Raw genomic sequence first — 16,731 nt, forward strand, 5'->3', positions numbered from 1 at the left:
TACAACTTCCGCCGCATCCTCGCTTGGCTGGAGCTTTTTGTCGCCTTCATCCAGATCGCGATCATCAGCCTATTCGGCACCCGTCAAACCGCCGACGCCGCTTGACGAGCTTTCTTCACGGACGACTGTTTCCGCTTGGCCTTGCCCGAACCGCAGAGCTCCCTCGGCGTAGATGTCGTAGAAATCGCTCTCGGCCTCGGTCGTGAGGTCATAGGTCATGAGAGGGAGGCTGCCCGGCCCGGCGGCGCGCTTCCATCAGCAGCTCGTTGGGTGACTTGTCGCTGATCCCGCTCTTCAACGCATCGTCGACGATCCGCTGCAGTTCCGCCGTCGTCGCCACTTGCTCCTGATCGCGGCGGATGAGATCGAGAAGATAGCTTTCCACGTCATCGAAGCCGGCCGACTCGGCCTTGGCTTCGACCCATTCCTGCACTGGCTCGGGAAGCGAGAGGGTCATCGTCGCCATGAGTGCATCTCCTCGTCAGCATGAAGGCCGACATCAGCGCCGTTAAGGAAGATCGACCGAGGAGCCCTTTCGATCAAGTCCCCCACTTCCGGTTGCCTCACACCGCATTCGCCAGCCGCACGAACTCGCTGACGCTCAGCGTTTCGGCCCTTCGCTGCGGGTCGATGCCGACGCTGGTGAGCAGCGCCTCGCCGCCGAGGCTCTTCAGGCTCTGGCGCAGCATCTTGCGGCGCTGGCCGAAGGCGGCGGCGGTGACTTTTTCAAGCTTGTCGAGGGCGGCGGGCTCCGGCGACTCGCGCGGCACGAGCTGGACGATCGACGAGGTGACCTTCGGCGGCGGCGTGAAGGCGGAAGGGGAGACGTCGAAGAGGATCTTCGCCCGGCTCCGCCACCCAGCCAGCACCGAGAGCCGGCCGTAATGGTCCGTGCCGGGTGCGGCGACGATGCGCTCGGCGACTTCCTTCTGGAACATCAGCGTCAGGCTTTCCCAGACCGGCGGCCAGGCAGTGGAGGTGAGCCAGTTCAACAGGAGCTGGGTGCCGACATTGTAGGGAAGATTGGCGACGATCTTGACCGGCTGCCCGCCGGAGAGCGCCGCAAGATCAATGGTCAGGGCGTCGGCGGAAACGATCTCCAGCCGTCCCGGATGATGTGCGGCGATTTCCTCCAGGGCGGCGATGCAGCGCGGATCCTTCTCGATCGCGACAACCTTCTTCGCGCCCTCGGCGAGCAGCGCTCGTGTCAGGCCGCCGGGGCCGGGGCCGACCTCGACGACGGTCGCCCGGTCGAGCGGCAGGGCCTGCCGGGCGATGCGGCCGGTGAGGTTGAGATCGAGGAGGAAGTTCTGTCCGAGGCTCTTCTTCGGCGCGAGGCCATGCGCCTCGATCACCGCCCGCAGCGGCGGCAGCCCTTCGGCGGCGGTCATCAGCGGTGCTTCGCCGCGGCCTCGCTCGCGGCCATCTTCCAGGCGAGCGCGATGGCGGCGCGAAAGCTGTCGGGGCGGGCCCTGCCGGTGCCGGCGATGTCGGCGGCGGTGCCGTGATCGGGCGAAGTGCGGATGATCGGCAGACCGAGCGTGACGTTGACGGTCTCGTCGAAGGCCAGCGTCTTGGCCGGGATCAGCGCCTGATCGTGATACATGCAGATGGCGACGTCGTAGCGCGCCCGGGCCGGCGGGTGGAACATCGTGTCGGCAGGAAGCGGGCCGACCGCATCGATGCCCTCGGCCTTGAGGATGTCGACCGCCGGGCGGATGACCGCCTCGTCCTCACGGCCGATCGCGCCCTTTTCGCCCGCATGCGGGTTGAGGCCGGAAACAGCGAGGCGCGGGCGCGCGATCCCGAGGCGATTGCGATAGTCCGCAGCCGTGATGCGGCAGGTGGCGACGATCAATTCCGTCGTCAGCTGGGCCGGCACGTCGGCGAGCGGAATGTGGATGGTGACGGGAACGCAGGACAGCTGCGGCCCGGTCAGCAGCATGACCGGCATGACCGGCGCGCCGGCCCGCGAGCAGAGCTCGGCGAGATACTCGGTGTGGCCGGGATGGCGGAAGCCGACGTCGTAGAGCGCCTTCTTGTCGATCGGCCCGGTGACGATCGCCGAAGCCCGCCCGTCGAGGCAGAAGCCGACGCCCCGGTCGATCGCCTCGATCGTGCCGGCGCCGTTGGCGGGCTGCGGCGTGCCGGGCGTCTCCGTCTGGCGGCTCTGAAGGGGAAGCAGCGCCAGCGCGTCTGCGTCGACCCCGGCGGCGTCTTCCGGCGCCGCGATCACCTCGAACCTGATCCGGTCGGTGAGGCCGAGCCGGTCGGCCCGGGCGGCCAGCATGGCCGGATCGGCAAGGACGAACAGCGGCGGAAGTCTTTCCGCCTTCGCTGCCTTCAGCATCAGGACGATGTCCGCTCCGACGCCGGACGGTTCGCCCAGCGTCACGGCCAAGGGCGCGGGCCCGCCGCCGCCGCCGCCCACGATCATTTGCGGACGATCTTCGCGCTCTTCTTGAGCTTGTCGAGAAGCTCCTTGTCGGGGCCCGACTCGCTCTTGCCGAGCTCAGCGAGGTCGCGCGAGCGGAAGACCATCGCCGCCGACTTGTCGTCGGAGATTTCACGGGTGTTGCACACCATGATGAACTCGACGCCGCGATCGGTCTCCTTGACCGGCGTGGTCTTGCCACGCGAAGCCGCCTCGACCGCGTCTTTCCAGAGCGATGGAAGTTCCGGTGCGGCGACCCGTCCGAGGTCGCGCACGGTCACGTCCCGCAGCTGCTTGGCAATGTCGTAGGTTCCCTCGCAGCCTCTCAGCCGCCCGCGCATGCCTTCGGCCTCGCGCTTGCGCAGCGAAAGCTTGGCGCTACGCTCGCTCGGCGGGATGACGAAGATGACCTGCTGCAGCGTGTATTCGGTGGTGGTCGGCTTCTTGCCGCCCTGCGCCAGCATGCGCTGCACCGCTTCCTGCTCGCTCACCGTCTCGTTGCGGCGCAGGCTCGCCTGCACGGCCTGGCCCCAGCTCATCTGAGCGCGGATGTAGGATTTGAAGCCCTCTGCGGAAAATCCCGCCCGCGACAGCACTTCCGTCAGTTGCGCCGTGGTGAGCTTGTTCTGCTTGGCGAAGTTCTCGAAGGCCTGATCGACGGCCGGGTCGGGAATGTTGACGCCGCGCCGCCGCGCTTCCTGCAGCTTCAGCGTTTCGTCGATCAGCTCGTCGGTGGCCTTCTGGGTCAGATTGCCGCCCTCGCGGCGAAGCTTCAGGAAGGCCGCCCGCTGCCGGATCTGATAGGTGGTGACCGGCTGTCCGTTGACGACGACGGCGACTTCCGAGGCCGCCTGCGCCGCCTTCGGGGCGAATGAAACATCGGCCGGGGCGACGGTGAAAAACGCACCGGCCGCGGCGAGGCCTGCCAGCAATCTCACGAATGTCATAGAGGCTCTGACTCCTCATCCAGGGCGGCCGTTGCTGCCGCCGGGTTGCTCGGTTCGTCGGCGGCGCCGACCGACTTGGCCGCTCGACCGGCTTCAATTCGCCTTCGTGTAAGCGAGTTGGAGCGCCGTGAGAAGTGAATTCGTCTCAAGCGGCCGGTCGGTGGCGCATGTCGTTCCCCCGGTGAACACCAAAGCTTTGGCGAAACCATGGTGACGGAGACGCGCGGGGGTTGCGACCCGGCGCGAGGCACCGAGCGCAAGGGCGAATCCCGGCGGTGGTTCTCCCCCGACAACGCCGGGCGCTGCTCCGATCGCCGGTGCGGCGGAGCGCGCCCTGTCAGAGCCCGATGTCGTACGGCTCGTTGAAGTTCGTCAGCGTCCTCAGGCCGACCTTGAACATCACCGTGGTCGAGCCGTTGTCGTCGGAATAGCTCGAGTTTTCGTCCTCGAAGGCGAGGAGCACCGAGAAGCACTCGTCGGCCCAGCCGAGAGCGACGCCCTGGCGGATCACCGAGCTGTTCTCGAGATCGTAGCCGATCGTGCCGTAGGCGGTCCAGTTCTGGTCGAATTTCAGCGAGGCGCCGGCGGTGATCTGGTTCTGGTCGTCGATCGACCCGTAGGTTGGCTGTGCGTCGATGAAGGAATAGGCGACGTAGCCCGACGCGACCGGTCCGGTATAGGCGCCGTAGAGATCGGCTCGGCGCAGGGCGAAGTCCTTTTCGTCAAAGCGGCCCTGGGTGCCGAAGGTGACGCCGGACGGCATGCCGAAGGACAAGGAGCCGACATAGTCGGAGCGATCGGTCTCGAGGCCGGAATCGTAGCCGACGAGGCTCAGGTCCCGCTCGGCGTAGGAGTTGACGCCGCCCAGGTGATAGGACTGGCCGATCACCGCGTCGATCGAATAGCCGCCGTCGAAACTGCCGGCGTAGCGCAGGCCGAGATTGGCTCTCGTTCCGCCTTCGAGCCGGTCGTAGCCGGAGAACTTGTCGAGGGAGAAGAGGTTGGCCGTGTTGAAGACGAGGGTCTGCGCGTCCTCGTTCGGCAGATAGCCGATCTGCGTCTCGTTCGGCCGCACGATGATCTGGCCGATCGGCTCGATGACGTGGCTGCCATAGGCGGTTTCGATCAGATAGGGATAGCGCGCCTCGAGGGCCGCCGTCGCCATGCCCCGCGAGCCGTCGTCGTCGATGTCGATCGCGCCGAAGGGATTGTTGGTGTCGCGATTCCCGTTGGCATAGATCGGCAGGGAGGAGCCGTTGCTCGACATGTCGGCGGTGTAGAGATCGCCTCGCACCGAGGCCAGCGGGGTCAGGACGAGGCCGACGGGGAGGATGTAGCTGTTCTTCCACTCCAGCGCGGTGGTCGCGCGGGTGTAGCTGCCCTCGAGGCCCTCGTAGCGAAGCGCGCCCGGCCTGAACTGGGGGCCATCGAACGGCTTGGCGCAGTCGTCTTCCGGCTCGATGCCGCCCGTCAGGTAGGTGTTGCAGAGCCTTGTGACGCTATCCTCGTTGCGATGGATCGACGCCAGATTGGCGGTCAGCTTGAGCTCGCCGCCGAAAACCGATTCCGGCTCGATCCGCTCATAGTCGAGGGAGGGCAGGACGTAGGGCTGCTGATGCGCCAGTGCGGCCTCGTCCGACTGGTACTGGAACTTCTGGGCCCTGAGATCGAAGTAGCTGCGCTCGCCGAGGCCGGTCAGATAGACTTCCGAGACGCGCTTGCCGTCCGAATAGCCGGTGATGTCGTAGGTGTTGGCGAAGTTCTCGTCGCTCTGCACGAGAACGTCCCAGCCGAAGGTCCAGCGATCGGACAGGGCGAACTTGCCGGTGGAGCCGACCATCCCGCGCGTCTTGTTGTCGAAGTCAGGCGTATCGTCGTCGAAGCCGGTCCGGTCCTGCTGGATGATGCCGGCGGTCTTCAGCGTGAACATGCCGTTGTCGAAGGCCTGGCGGTACTCTGCTTCGGCGAGGAAGCCCTGCTTGGTGTAGTAGGTTCCCGCGACGGTGACGTCGGCACTGTCGTTCAGCACCATGAAATAGGGGACCCGTACCCCATAGCCGAGATCGCTGGAGGTCCGGAACTCCGGCGCGAGGAAGCCGCTCTGGCGCTTCACCGTCGGATCGGCCGACTGGAAGTAGGGCAGATAGGCGATCGGCGCGCCGAACAGCTCGAACCGGGCGCCGTAGTAGCGGATCAGCTTTTCCTTCTCGTCCCAGATGATCCGGCGCGCCTTGATCTGCCAGAGCGGTGGGCGCTCGGGATGTTCGCGGCACGCCTCGCAGGCGGTGTAGACGCCGCGCTCGAACGTGGTGGCGCCGTCTCCGCGCACCGCCTGGGCGGCGGCGAAGCGGGTGTTTTCCGGCGTTTCCAGCCGGAGCGCCTCGATGAAGCCGTCACGGAAATCGTCGGTGACGTCGATCTGGTCGGCATAGATCAGGTTGCCGTCGGGCTGCTTCAGCTCGACGTCGCCGACGGCGATCAGCCGGCGGGTCTTCTGGTTGTAGATCAGCCGCCGGGCGACGAGCTTGTACTCGCCATAGTCGATCTGGACACCGCCGGTGGCGGTGACGACGTCGTTTCTGGTGTCGTAGTCGACCGTGTCGGCCGCCAGGAACAGCTTTGCGTCGTCGCCTGGCAACGACGCGGCCGACGGAATCGCCGGCTGCGCCCGCACGGTCACCGGGCCGCCGAACACCAACACGCACGCCGCAGAAAGAAGAATTGTCCACGGCCGAAGCCGGATCGCGCCCGGCTCGGCGGCGAACGTCCCCCTCATTGTCATCGCCTATCCATCCTCCTGATGGAGCAGGATCGTTACCCCCAACGATCCTGCGGCCAATACTGGAAACCACGCGGCCATCACCGGCGGAACGATGTCGTTGCTCCCCAGCGCCTTCGCGAGGAACGTTACCACGTAGAGTGTGAAGCCCGCCAGCACTCCGAGCGCAATCGCCCGGCCGGCCTGTTGAGTTCTGGAGAACCGTGTCCCAACTGTCGCAGCCACCAATGTCATGGCGAGGAACAGCGCGGGCCGGGCCAGAAGCGTCTGATACTGCATGTCGAAGGCCATCGCATTGAGCCCGAGGCTCCCGGCCACCTCGATTTCCCTCGGCAGCGCGAACACCGAGGTTGCCTCCGGATCGGTGCCCCTTTGCTCGATGTATTCCGGCTTCAGGGTGGTCGGCAGGACGAATTGCCGGGGATAGGACGGCGGGTAGCCGATCCGGGTGACGCGCGGCTGCGACAACACCCATTGGCCGTTCTGGAGCACCGCGCGGTCGGCATCGATGCGCTGGACGATCGAACCGTCGTCTCCGAACAGGAATGCGCTGACCTTACCCAGTTCGGTGCCGCCGGCGGCGACGGTCGCTCCGCCGAGGATCGAGCGGACGCCCTCGGCATTCTGTCGCAGCCAGACTTCCTCGCCGCTCCGCGAGGAGGACCCACCGAACAGCGACGTCTCGATCGATTCGGCCTGTGCCTTGGTCCAGGCCGCGAGCGGATTGTAGACGAAGGTGGCGGCGAGCCCGAGAAGCAGCGATCCGGCCATGAAGGGCATCAGGATCTGCCAGATCGACACACCGGCGCTGCGGGCGACGACGAGTTCCAGCCGTCGGTTGAGATTGAGCAGCGTGAAGATCGAGGCGAACAGGATGATGAAGGGAAACGCCTGTTCCATGAAGCCCGGCACGCGCAGAGCCGAGAAGCTCGCGGCGCCGAGGAAGCCGAGGTCGTCGGTGCGTCCGCGCCGCGAGAGTTCGACCATGTCGACGAGATAGATGAGCGCGAAGACGGCGGTGAGCGTCGAGAAGAAGGAGATCAGATAGAGCCGCAGAAAATAGCGGTTGAGCGTCAGGTTCTTCATCGGCCGGCCTCGGCGGTTCCGGGCTTGGGACCTTCGAAGAAGCGGGTGATCGCATGCGCGGTGGCCTCCGCGGCCTCGACAAAGCGCCGGTAGACCCTCCACTCGGTGATGTTCGCGTCGGACCAGATCAGCCAGGCATCGAGAGCGATGGCCGAAAGCGGCAGGGCATAGGCGGCGAAGGCCCAGCCGGAGTGCCCGTCGACCTGGGCGATGACCAGGAAACCGAGCGCTTTCAGCCCGAGCCCGCCCGTCAGCCCGAGCGTCATCGCGGCGGAATTCGCCTCCCGATTGGTTCGCGGCTGACCCGCCACGACGACGGCCCAGAGCGCGAAGGCGATGGCATAGAGCCAAGAGGTCATCCGGTCGGTCAGCTCCCTCCACAAGGATCCCGGATCCTCGCGATACTGCTTGTCGGCCGGATTGGGCGAGATCAGCTCGGCGGTCGAGCGCTCGGAGGTGCTGATCCAGTCGCTCTGATTGGCCGGCTTCAGGTCGGCGAGATCGAATGCGTAGGACTGGAACTGGACGACGGCGACGGAATCGTCCTTGACGTCGCGGCGATGCAGCTGCCCGTCGCTGAGCAAAAGCAGCGACTGCCCGTCCTCCTCGGCGATCCGCGCCTCCCTGGCGAAATAGATCAGCTCGGTCTTCGGATCCCGGGTGTCGGCGATGAACAGGCTGGTGATGTTCGAGCCTCTCGCCGCGCCGATCGACAGCTCCAGCCCGTCCTGGACCCTTTCGAAACGTCCCGGCTGCAGGAACAGGGTGATCGTATCGGCGTTGATGGCGCGAATTCCGTCGCGAAACGCCTTCGAGGACATCGGTCCGACGACGTTCGAGACCAGAAGGATGACGATCCCGCCGAGGACGCCGAGAACGATCACCGGCTTGGCGGCGACCTTCGGAGCAGCGCCGGACGCCGCCATCACCGCCCGCTCCGAATCGGCGTTGAGGCCGTTGAGCGTGTAGATCGCGCCGATCAGGACGGCGAAGGGGACGATGCCGGCCGCAAGGTCCGGCAGGAGCATCAGGGCGATCCAGAAGATGTTGCCCGCCGCCGACGCCGTCGACTTGACGATGTCGACGCGCGACAGCGCCTGGACGATCCAGACGATCAACACCAGCGCGCCAAGGGCGCCCAGCGAGTTCGTCACGGCGCGCCGGAACACGTAGCGTTCGAGGATCGTCATAGGGGTCGGCGCCCAGCCGTCACGAGGCGGCTCCTTGAAAATCTGAAGTGGCGAGGCATTCGCGTCGTCGGCCGCCCGCATCTTCCGCCTGCGCGTGCTGCGCATGCTCCGTCCGATGTCGCCGCCGCAATAGACGTCCCGAACCGGCTTGTCGAGAAGTCGGCTGCAACACCTGCAGCGGCTTTCGGCTCGCGGTCCGGAGGAGTGGTGGCGGCGTCCATGCGTCGGGCAAGCTCGTCGAAGGCTCTCGTTTGGCCGGGCCAGCCGGTTCAGCCGGCGGCGCCTGATCACAGTCGCGCAGCTTGGCTAAGGAAGCGGCAAGGGACATGGTTAACGCGTCTTGTCGCTGGTCGCCGCCCTTGCATTTCCCTGCTGGGGGCTCAAATCTGGCCCGGTTCGGCCAGCGAATCGATCGTCGGGCGCCGAGGACGGCAGCGCCCGTGCGTCGTCGGCGTGGAACGACGTCCAGATTGGACGCACCGCCGGACCGGACGGCCGAACGGACCGGGCTAAAGCAGCCTCTCGAAAGACCAGGAGACATCATGGCAACGCTTCCAAAGATCGAATTTGCAGCTCTCGACGCACCGGCGGGCGACGTCCTGGTCGTCCTTGCCGGCGAGGGCGGGTCGATCCCGGAGGGGCTGCCGGCGGCGCTGCGAGAGGCGGTCGCCAAGGCCGCCGGTATCGCCAAGTTCAAGGGCAAGGGCCTTGCCACCCTCGATCTCATCGCGCCGGCCGGTGTCGAGGCCGATCGTCTCCTCGTCGTCGGCACCCATTCGAAGGATCCGGCGAGCGAGGAGGATTTCCTCAAGCTCGGCGGGACGATCCTCGCCAAGACCAAGGGCGCAGCGACGGTCACGATCAGGTGCGAACTGCCGGCCGGCGGCGCGCTTTCGACCGCCGACGTCGCGCGGATCGGCGCCGGGGCGTTGCTGCGCGCCTATGACTTCGACCTCTACAAGACCAAGAAGACCAAGTCCGGCGACGAGGGAGACGAGGAGAAGAACGACGCGCCGTCGACGCTGACCCTCGCCGTCGCAGACCCGGACGCCGCGCGTGCCGCCTTCGAGCAGGAAGAGGCGGTGGCGAGCGGCACGATGCTCGCCCGCGACCTCGTCAACGAGCCGGCCAACATCCTCGGCCCGGTCGAATATGCCGAGCGCATCCAGGAGCTGGCCAAGCACGGGATCGACGTCGAGGTGCTCGGCGAGAGCGAGATGAAGGCGCTCAAGATGAACGCGCTGCTCGGCGTCTCGCAAGGCTCGCCGCGGCCGCCGCGCCTCGTCATCATGCGCTGGAACGGCGCCGGCAAAGACGAACAGCCGGTGGCCTTCGTCGGCAAGGGCGTCGTCTTCGACACCGGCGGCATCTCGATCAAGCCGGCCGGCTCGATGGACGAGATGAAGGGCGACATGGGCGGCTCGGCCGCCGTCGTCGGCCTGATGCGGGCGCTCGCCGGCCGCAAGGCCAAGGTCAACGCCATCGGCATCGTGGGGCTGGTGGAGAACGCCGTCGACGGCAACGCCCAGCGGCCGGGCGACATCGTCACGGCGATGTCCGGCACGACGATCGAGGTGCTCAACACCGACGCCGAGGGGCGGCTCGTCCTCGCCGACGCGCTCTGGTACTGCCAGGACCGGTTCAAGCCGAAGTTCATGGTCAATCTGGCGACCCTGACCGGCGCGATCATCGTCGCCCTCGGCAATCATCACGCCGGGCTGTTCTCCAACGACGACGAACTTGCCGAGCGGCTTTCGGCCGCCGGCAAGGCGAGCGGCGAGAAGGTCTGGCGGCTGCCGCTCGGCCGCGAATACGACAAGATGATCGAAGGCAAGTTCGCCGACATCAAGAACATCGGCGGCGGCCGGGCCGGCGGCTCGATCACCGCCGCGCAGTTTCTCAAGCGCTTCGTCAACGACGTGCCCTGGGCCCATCTCGACATCGCCGGCACGGCGATGGGCTCGCCCTCGAACGAATACAACCAGTCCTGGGCCTCGGGCTTCGGCGTCCGGCTGCTCGACCGGCTGGTCGCCGATCACTACCAGTCGAAGTGATCGATCCCGGGGGAGGCGGCCTCCGCCTTCCCTTTCAGGTCCGGATCGGCGAAAGTCTCGAGGGTATCGCGGTGGCGCGGCGTCGAAAGGCCGGGCCGCCGACGCGTCTCATGGAACCGCCGCCAATGAACCGCCGCTCATGACGGAAGTCCTGTTCTACCATCTGACCGAAAGCCGGCTGGAACAGGCGCTGCCGGACCTTCTGGAGAAGTCGCTGGCGCGCGGCTGGCGGGTCGTCGTGCAGTGTTCCAGCGCCGAGCGGCGCGACGCCCTCGACAACCATCTGTGGACCTATCGCGAGGACAGCTTCCTGCCCCACGGCACCGACGCCGAAAGCTCCGGCGCGCTGCAGCCGATCCTTCTAACGGTCGATGCCGCCCAGCGGGCCAACGAGCCGGATGTGCGATTTCTGGTCGACGGCGCCGTGCCCGACACGCTGACGGGATACGTCCGGGCCGTCTATCTCTTCGACGGCCATGACGGCGAACAGCTGGACACGGCGCGAGGGCGCTGGAAGATCGAGAAGGCCGCCGGCCACGCCGTCACCTACTGGCAGCAGACCGAGGAAGGCCGCTGGGTCAAGAAGGCCTAAATCTTCTGATTGAATTTGGTTAAAAATTGTTGATATAATTTTCGTTGTTTGCCGTGAAGGCAATTTTTCCAGCCCTGAACCATGAAAGGGTTCCCGAACATAATAATCCTTAAAATTCAACGAATAGAGAAATATTCGATGTCTTCTATAAAATTTTTTACTTCCCGGAAATTGATTTCCGCCATTATTATGACAGTTATCACAGCTGTAATTGGGTTTTTGCTAGAAACAATTGTTTCCCCCTCCGCGAATGTGATTGTGAATAATGATATCAGGCTCCCTCCAGTAGCAAGCAAAAGCAGCGATAATTTGCCTCTCTTAATTCAGCGTGCTGAAGTCGATTACGCTCATGTGCGGCATGCGTTTTGGCCATGGAGTGCGGATCAACGATACGTAAGAATAGAAGCCGCTATACGAAACCAAGGAGAGAAACTGAGCAACTGCAACGTGTTTTATAAAACAGAAGGGAAATTCCTGCCTAACGCGATATTTCGCGACAACGGAGTATTTTTTCAAGATATCTACTACGAGAAGGACAGTAGAAACTTTTCACTCGGAAATGGGGTCAATGAAAAGCAATTTGATCATGAGTATCGGATAGAAAAAGAAATAGAGATTATGAAAATTATCGTAAAATGTGACAAAGAGCAGAGTCAGTGGGTTGATGTTAAAGGATTCCCATTATCTAAATAGTTTTTCCATGATTTTCTTTCGATTATTGCGAGGTCATCAAATCTAAAGCGTATTTTTCACGTTCGATGCGAATGTAACATAAAGTCAAAATCGTCTAAAATACAATTTCGCCCTTCAGATACAGCACCGCCTGGCCGGAGACGACCACCGTCTCGCCATCGAGCGTGCATCTGAGATCGCCGCCCCGGGCCGAGACCTGCCGGGCGACGAAGTCGGATTTCCCCAGCCGCTCGGCCCAGTAGGGCACCAGCGAGCAATGGGCCGAGCCTGTAACCGGATCCTCGTCGATGCCGGCCTTCGGCGCGAACATGCGCGAGACGAAGTCGACGGCGAGGCCGGGCGCCGTGGCGATGACGTTGAGCGGCGCAAGGGCGGCGATCGCCCGGAAGTCGGGCGAGAGGCCCATCACGTCGGCCTCGTCGGCAAAAACGGCGAGCCAGGACGTGTCGCCGGGCGTCGCAAACTCGACCACCTCGTCCGGCCGCCGGCCGAGCGCCGCCGCCACCGGTTCGATTGCGGCCGTGCCGTTGCGGGCCCGTCGGGGAAAGCGCATGACCAGCCAGCCGTCGTCACTCCGCGAAACAGTGAGGTCGCCGACCATGCGGGTCGAGAAGGTCAGCGTCCCGGCCGCCTCGCCGAGAACGTTGGAAAGGACGAAGGCGGTGGCGAGCGTCGCATGGCCGCAGAGCGGCACCTCGATCGCCGGGGTGAACCAGCGCAGCTCCCAGCGCGCTTCGCCCGCGGGCACGAAGAACGCGGTCTCCGAGAGGTTGTTCTCGGCCGCGATCTGCAGCATCGTTTCGTCCGGGAGCCAGCTTTCAAGCGGCACCACGGCGGCCGGGTTTCCGGAAAACAGCCGGTCGGTGAAGGCGTCGACCTGATAGATCGGCAGGGTCGTCATCGTCGCTTCCTCGGATCGTTCCATCATCGAGCCGGATTAGACCCGTCCCGCCGGCCGATGCCATGCAATTCGTGTCACGGGCGCAAAAACGTCGGGGGCGTCCGCGGCGGGTGCCATCCGCGCTCAGCCCGCCTATGTTCGTGCGCAAGGAGAAGGAAATGGCGGTCGAACATCGGGACGCGGCGAAGACACGCGAAGGCGAGGCCGGGGCTGAGCATCACGGTCATGGTCACGATCATGGGGCAGGGCATCGGTATCCCCATGAGGGTGGTCAGCATCAGGGGCATGACCACATCCACGACCATGGCGGTGGCCACGATCACGGGCACGGGCACGACCATGGCGGCCACCACCACCATGCGCCGGAAGTGTCCAACGCCAACGAACGGGCGGTGCTGTTCGGCTTCGTCCTGACCTTCGGCTTCATGATCGTCGAAGGGGTGGGCGGCCTTCTTTCCGGCTCGCTCGCCCTCGTCGCCGATGCCGGCCACATGCTGACGGATTCGGCCGCCCTGGCGCTCGCCTGGGCCGGCTTCCGCTTCGGCCGCCGCAATTCCGATGACCGCCGCACCTTCGGCTACATGCGCTTCGAGATCCTCGCCGGCTTCGTCAACGCCGTGGCGCTGATCCTTCTGATCGTCTGGATCGCCTATGAGGCGGTGATGCGGCTGGTCACGCCGCAGACGGTGCATGCCGGGCCGATGCTGGCCATCGCGCTAATCGGGCTTCTCGTCAATGTCGGCGTCTTCTTCATGCTGCGCCAGGGCGACCGGGAGCACGTCAACATTCGCGGCGCGATGCTGCACGTCCTCGGCGACCTTCTCGGCTCGGTCGCGGCCATCGTCGCGGCGATCGCCATCTATTTCACCGGCTGGACGCCGATCGATCCGATCCTCTCCGTCCTGCTCTCGGCGATCATCCTGAAGAGCGCCTGGACGCTTTTGAAGAACACTCTCAACATCCTGATGGAGGGTGTGCCCGGCGGCATCGCCACGGACGAACTGACCGAGACGCTTCTGCAGGAAGTCGACGGCCTCGCGGCGGTCGACCACGTCCATGTCTGGTCGATCACCTCCGGCCAGCCGCTGGCGACGATGAACGTCCGGTTGGCAGAGGGCGCCGAGCCGCGACAGGTCGTGTCGTCGGTGAAGGAGGTGCTGCAGGCAAAATTCGGCATCGATCATTCGACGATCGAGATCGACTTCGGTCAGGCGCCGGCATCCTGCCCGCTCGACGGCGGCAAGGAGCGGGGCTCGCCCTCCGCCGTGGACGGCCCAGGCGATCCGGGCCGAGCGGGCGCGCGAAAGACTGCCGCGGCCGCCTGAGCCTCCGGTTCGCCTCGGCGGGCACATTCCGGGATCGACCGGCAGAGTTTCCGCCGGCGCCGCCCTTGACCTTCCAGCTACTGGAATGCCGATCTATGCCGTGCGGGCGAATGAACCGAACGCGCCGCATCGGCGAGCATCGGTCAGCGCCCGGCCGAATGATCGAAGGACGAGACAGATGAACACCGCACGATCCCTCACGCTCGCCATCGACGGCATGTCCTGCGCGTCCTGCGTCAATCGGGTCGAGAAGGCCCTGAGGGGGGCGGACGGCGTCACGGCTGCCGACGTCAATCTCGCCGCCGGGACGGCGACCGTCGGTCTCGCCGAGGACGCCGATACCGCTGCGGTCGTCGCGGCGTTGGACACGGCCGGCTATCCCGCCCATCTCGCCGAGCTGACCTTCGACGTCGAAGGCATGAGCTGCGCCTCCTGCGTCGGGCGGGTCGAACGGGCGATGAAGGCCGTGCCCGGCGTCGTCGGGGCGGCGGTCAATCTGGCGTCCGGAACCGCTTCGGTGCGCGTTCTGGAAGGCGCGGTGGATGTTTCGGCGATCACCGAGGCGGCGAAGGTCGCCGGCTATCCGGCGACCCCGCGGAACGATGGCGACGAAGCCACTGCGAGCCGTGACGAACGCATGGCGACGGAAGAGAGGGCGTTGAAGCGCGACGTCGTCGCCGCTGCCGTTCTCGCCGCGCCGGTGTTTCTCCTCGCCATGGGCGGTCACGTGTTTCCGTCGGCCGAGGCCTGGCTGGCCGGCACCTTTGGCCACGACACGCTGCTCTACGTCCAGTTCGCCCTGACGGCGGCGGTGCTGATCGGCCCGGGCCGGCGCTTCTACGAAAAGGGCGTGCCGGCGCTGCTGCGCGCCGCGCCGGACATGAATTCCCTCGTCGCCCTCGGGACAGTGGCGGCCTTCGCCTATTCGACCGTTGCGACCTTCTGGCCTTCGCTGCTGCCGGAAGCCGCCCGCCACGTCTATTTCGAAGCCGCCGCCGTGATCGTCCTTCTCATCCTGGTCGGCCGACTGATGGAGGCGCGGGCCAAGGGGCGGACGGGTGTGGCGATCCGCAAGCTCGCCGGGCTGCGGGCAAAGACTGCCCGGGTGATGAAGGACGGCGCCGAGATCGACACGCCGCTCGACCGGCTGGCCGTCGGAGACGTCATCCGGGTGCGCCCCGGCGAGCGGATCGCCGTCGACGGCGTCGTTACCGAGGGGACGAGCTATGTCGACGAATCGATGCTGACGGGCGAGCCGCTGCCGGTCGAGAAACATCGCGGCGATAAGGTGGTCGGCGGCACGGTGAACGGAGCCGGCAGCTTCGCCTTCACGGCCGAGAAGGTCGGCGCCGAGACCACCCTGTCGCAGATCATCCGCATGGTCCAGGCGGCGCAGGGCGCCAAGCTGCCGATCCAGGCGCTGGTCGACAAGGTGACGATGGTCTTCGTCCCGGCGGTGATGGCGGTGGCCGCGCTCACTTTTTTCGTCTGGCTCGCCTTTGCGCCGGCGCCGGCGCTGGCCGATGCGCTCGTCGCCGCGGTGGCGGTGCTGATCATCGCCTGTCCCTGCGCCATGGGGCTGGCAACGCCCACCTCGATCATGGTCGGCACCGGCCGGGCCGCCGAGCTTGGCGTCCTCTTCCGCAAGGGCGACGCGCTGCAGGCCCTGCAGGAGGTCGGCGTCGTCGCCTTCGACAAGACCGGTACCCTGACCGAAGGCCGGCCGAAGCTGACCGACCTCGTCGTCGCGCCGGATTTCGAAGAGGATGCGGTGCTGCGGTTGGTCGCCGCGGTCGAAGCGACCTCCGAACATCCGATCGCCACGGCCATCGTGGCAGTGGCGAAGACGCGCGGCCTCGAACCTGCGACGGCGTCGAACTTCCGCTCGCTGACCGGTCTCGGCGTTGCGGCGAATGTCGAGGGCCGTGAGGTCCTCGTCGGCTCGGCACGGCTCCTGTCCCGCCAGGGGATCGCCCTCGGCGATCTCGAAGCCGCCGGCGAGGCGTTGGCGAAGGCCGCCAAGTCGTCGGTCTTCGTCGCGGTGGATGGCGTCGCCGCGGCGGTGGTCGCGGTGGCCGACCCGGTTCGCGAGGAGACGCGGGCGGTCGTCGACGCGCTGCACGGCATGGGGCTGAAGGTCGCGATGATCTCCGGCGACGCCAGGGCGAGCGCCGAGGCGGTGGCGAGCGGTCTCGGCATCGATCACGTCGTCGCCGAGGTCATGCCGGACGGCAAGGTCGCGGCGATTGAATCGCTGCGGGAGGGTGGCCGGATGGTCGCCTTCGTCGGCGACGGCATCAACGACGCGCCGGCGCTGGCGGCGGCCGACATCGGCATCGCCGTCGGCAGCGGCACGGACGTCGCGATCGAGAGCGCCGAGGTCGTGCTGATGTCCGGCGATCTTCGCGGCGTGCTTTCGGCCTTCGAGATCAGCCGGCGGACGATGACGAACATCCGCGAGAACCTCGTCTGGGCGTTTGGCTACAACGTCGCGCTGATCCCGGTGGCGGCGGGCGTGCTCTATCCGGCCTATGGTATCCTTCTGTCTCCGATGCTGGCCGCAGGTGCGATGGCGCTGTCCAGCGTCTTCGTCCTCACAAATGCGTTGCGGCTGCGCTTCGCCGGGACCGGGCGCGCGGCAGGGGCGAACGGTGCACCGGCCGGCCGCCTGGCCGGCGAGGCGATGAAGCGGCCGGTCGAAGTTTGACCGGCCGTAGCCCCCTGCTTCAG

The 16,731-nt window shown here is 65.9% G+C and carries 13 protein-coding genes; 5 read left to right on the forward strand and 8 right to left on the reverse strand.

From position 1 onward, the window contains the following. Positions 1-208: 208 nt before the first annotated feature. The 7 genes from GTK09_RS23615 to GTK09_RS23645 form a co-directional block, all read right to left on the reverse strand. Positions 209-466, reverse strand: a complete 258-nt coding sequence (locus GTK09_RS23615; protein ID WP_163465870.1) for a ribbon-helix-helix domain-containing protein — start codon at positions 464-466, stop codon at positions 209-211. 97 nt (positions 467-563) lie between these two features. Beyond that, a complete protein-coding gene (gene rsmA, locus GTK09_RS23620) occupies positions 564-1,391 on the reverse strand; it encodes a 16S rRNA (adenine(1518)-N(6)/adenine(1519)-N(6))-dimethyltransferase RsmA (RefSeq protein WP_163465871.1) in 828 nt (275 codons plus the stop codon). Beyond that, positions 1,391-2,437 carry a 4-hydroxythreonine-4-phosphate dehydrogenase PdxA gene (pdxA, locus tag GTK09_RS23625; RefSeq protein ID WP_163465872.1) on the reverse strand — a complete coding sequence of 349 codons (1,047 nt, stop codon included), beginning with the start codon at positions 2,435-2,437 and terminating at the stop codon, positions 1,391-1,393. Before pdxA ends, rsmA begins: the two co-directional genes overlap by 1 nt. Next, positions 2,434-3,381 (reverse strand): peptidylprolyl isomerase, encoded by a 948-nt coding sequence (locus GTK09_RS23630; protein WP_163465873.1) that lies wholly within the window; start codon positions 3,379-3,381, stop codon positions 2,434-2,436. Before GTK09_RS23630 ends, pdxA begins: the two co-directional genes overlap by 4 nt. A 337-nt stretch (positions 3,382-3,718) precedes the next feature. Further along, positions 3,719-6,163, reverse strand: coding sequence for an LPS-assembly protein LptD (locus GTK09_RS23635; RefSeq protein WP_163465874.1), 2,445 nt, complete (start codon positions 6,161-6,163; stop codon positions 3,719-3,721). A gap of 3 nt (positions 6,164-6,166) precedes the next feature. Beyond that, a complete protein-coding gene (gene lptG, locus GTK09_RS23640) occupies positions 6,167-7,246 on the reverse strand; it encodes an LPS export ABC transporter permease LptG (RefSeq protein WP_163465875.1) in 1,080 nt (359 codons plus the stop codon). Beyond that, entirely contained in the window at positions 7,243-8,436 is a 1,194-nt protein-coding gene (locus tag GTK09_RS23645) for an LptF/LptG family permease (protein WP_163465876.1), read from the reverse strand. The genes lptG and GTK09_RS23645 overlap by 4 nt, the downstream gene beginning before the upstream one ends. 542 nt (positions 8,437-8,978) lie before the next feature. On the opposite strand from GTK09_RS23645, the gene GTK09_RS23650 reads away from it, so the two are divergent. From GTK09_RS23650 to GTK09_RS23660, 3 genes are all read left to right on the forward strand, one after another. After that, complete coding sequence (locus GTK09_RS23650; RefSeq protein WP_163465877.1) at positions 8,979-10,490, forward strand: leucyl aminopeptidase; 1,512 nt, start codon at positions 8,979-8,981, stop codon at positions 10,488-10,490. Positions 10,491-10,629: 139 nt separating this feature from the next. Beyond that, positions 10,630-11,082, forward strand: coding sequence for a DNA polymerase III subunit chi (locus tag GTK09_RS23655; RefSeq protein WP_163465878.1), 453 nt, complete (start codon positions 10,630-10,632; stop codon positions 11,080-11,082). A 138-nt stretch (positions 11,083-11,220) separates the two neighbouring features. Further along, positions 11,221-11,775 carry a hypothetical protein gene (locus GTK09_RS23660; protein WP_163465879.1) on the forward strand — a complete coding sequence of 185 codons (555 nt, stop codon included), beginning with the start codon at positions 11,221-11,223 and terminating at the stop codon, positions 11,773-11,775. Positions 11,776-11,869: 94 nt separating this feature from the next. On the opposite strand, the gene GTK09_RS23665 is transcribed toward GTK09_RS23660, so the two are convergent. After that, positions 11,870-12,676, reverse strand: a complete 807-nt coding sequence (locus tag GTK09_RS23665; protein WP_163465880.1) for a PhzF family protein — start codon at positions 12,674-12,676, stop codon at positions 11,870-11,872. Between the two features lie 158 nt (positions 12,677-12,834). On the opposite strand from GTK09_RS23665, the gene GTK09_RS23670 reads away from it, so the two are divergent. Then, entirely contained in the window at positions 12,835-14,001 is a 1,167-nt protein-coding gene (locus GTK09_RS23670; protein ID WP_163465881.1) for a cation diffusion facilitator family transporter, read from the forward strand. A gap of 178 nt (positions 14,002-14,179) precedes the next feature. Then, positions 14,180-16,708 carry a heavy metal translocating P-type ATPase gene (locus tag GTK09_RS23675; protein WP_163465882.1) on the forward strand — a complete coding sequence of 843 codons (2,529 nt, stop codon included), beginning with the start codon at positions 14,180-14,182 and terminating at the stop codon, positions 16,706-16,708. Positions 16,709-16,731 lie beyond the last annotated feature (23 nt).

The organism is Jiella pacifica, assembly GCF_010500815.1.
Lineage (GTDB): Bacteria > Pseudomonadota > Alphaproteobacteria > Rhizobiales > Rhizobiaceae > Jiella > Jiella pacifica.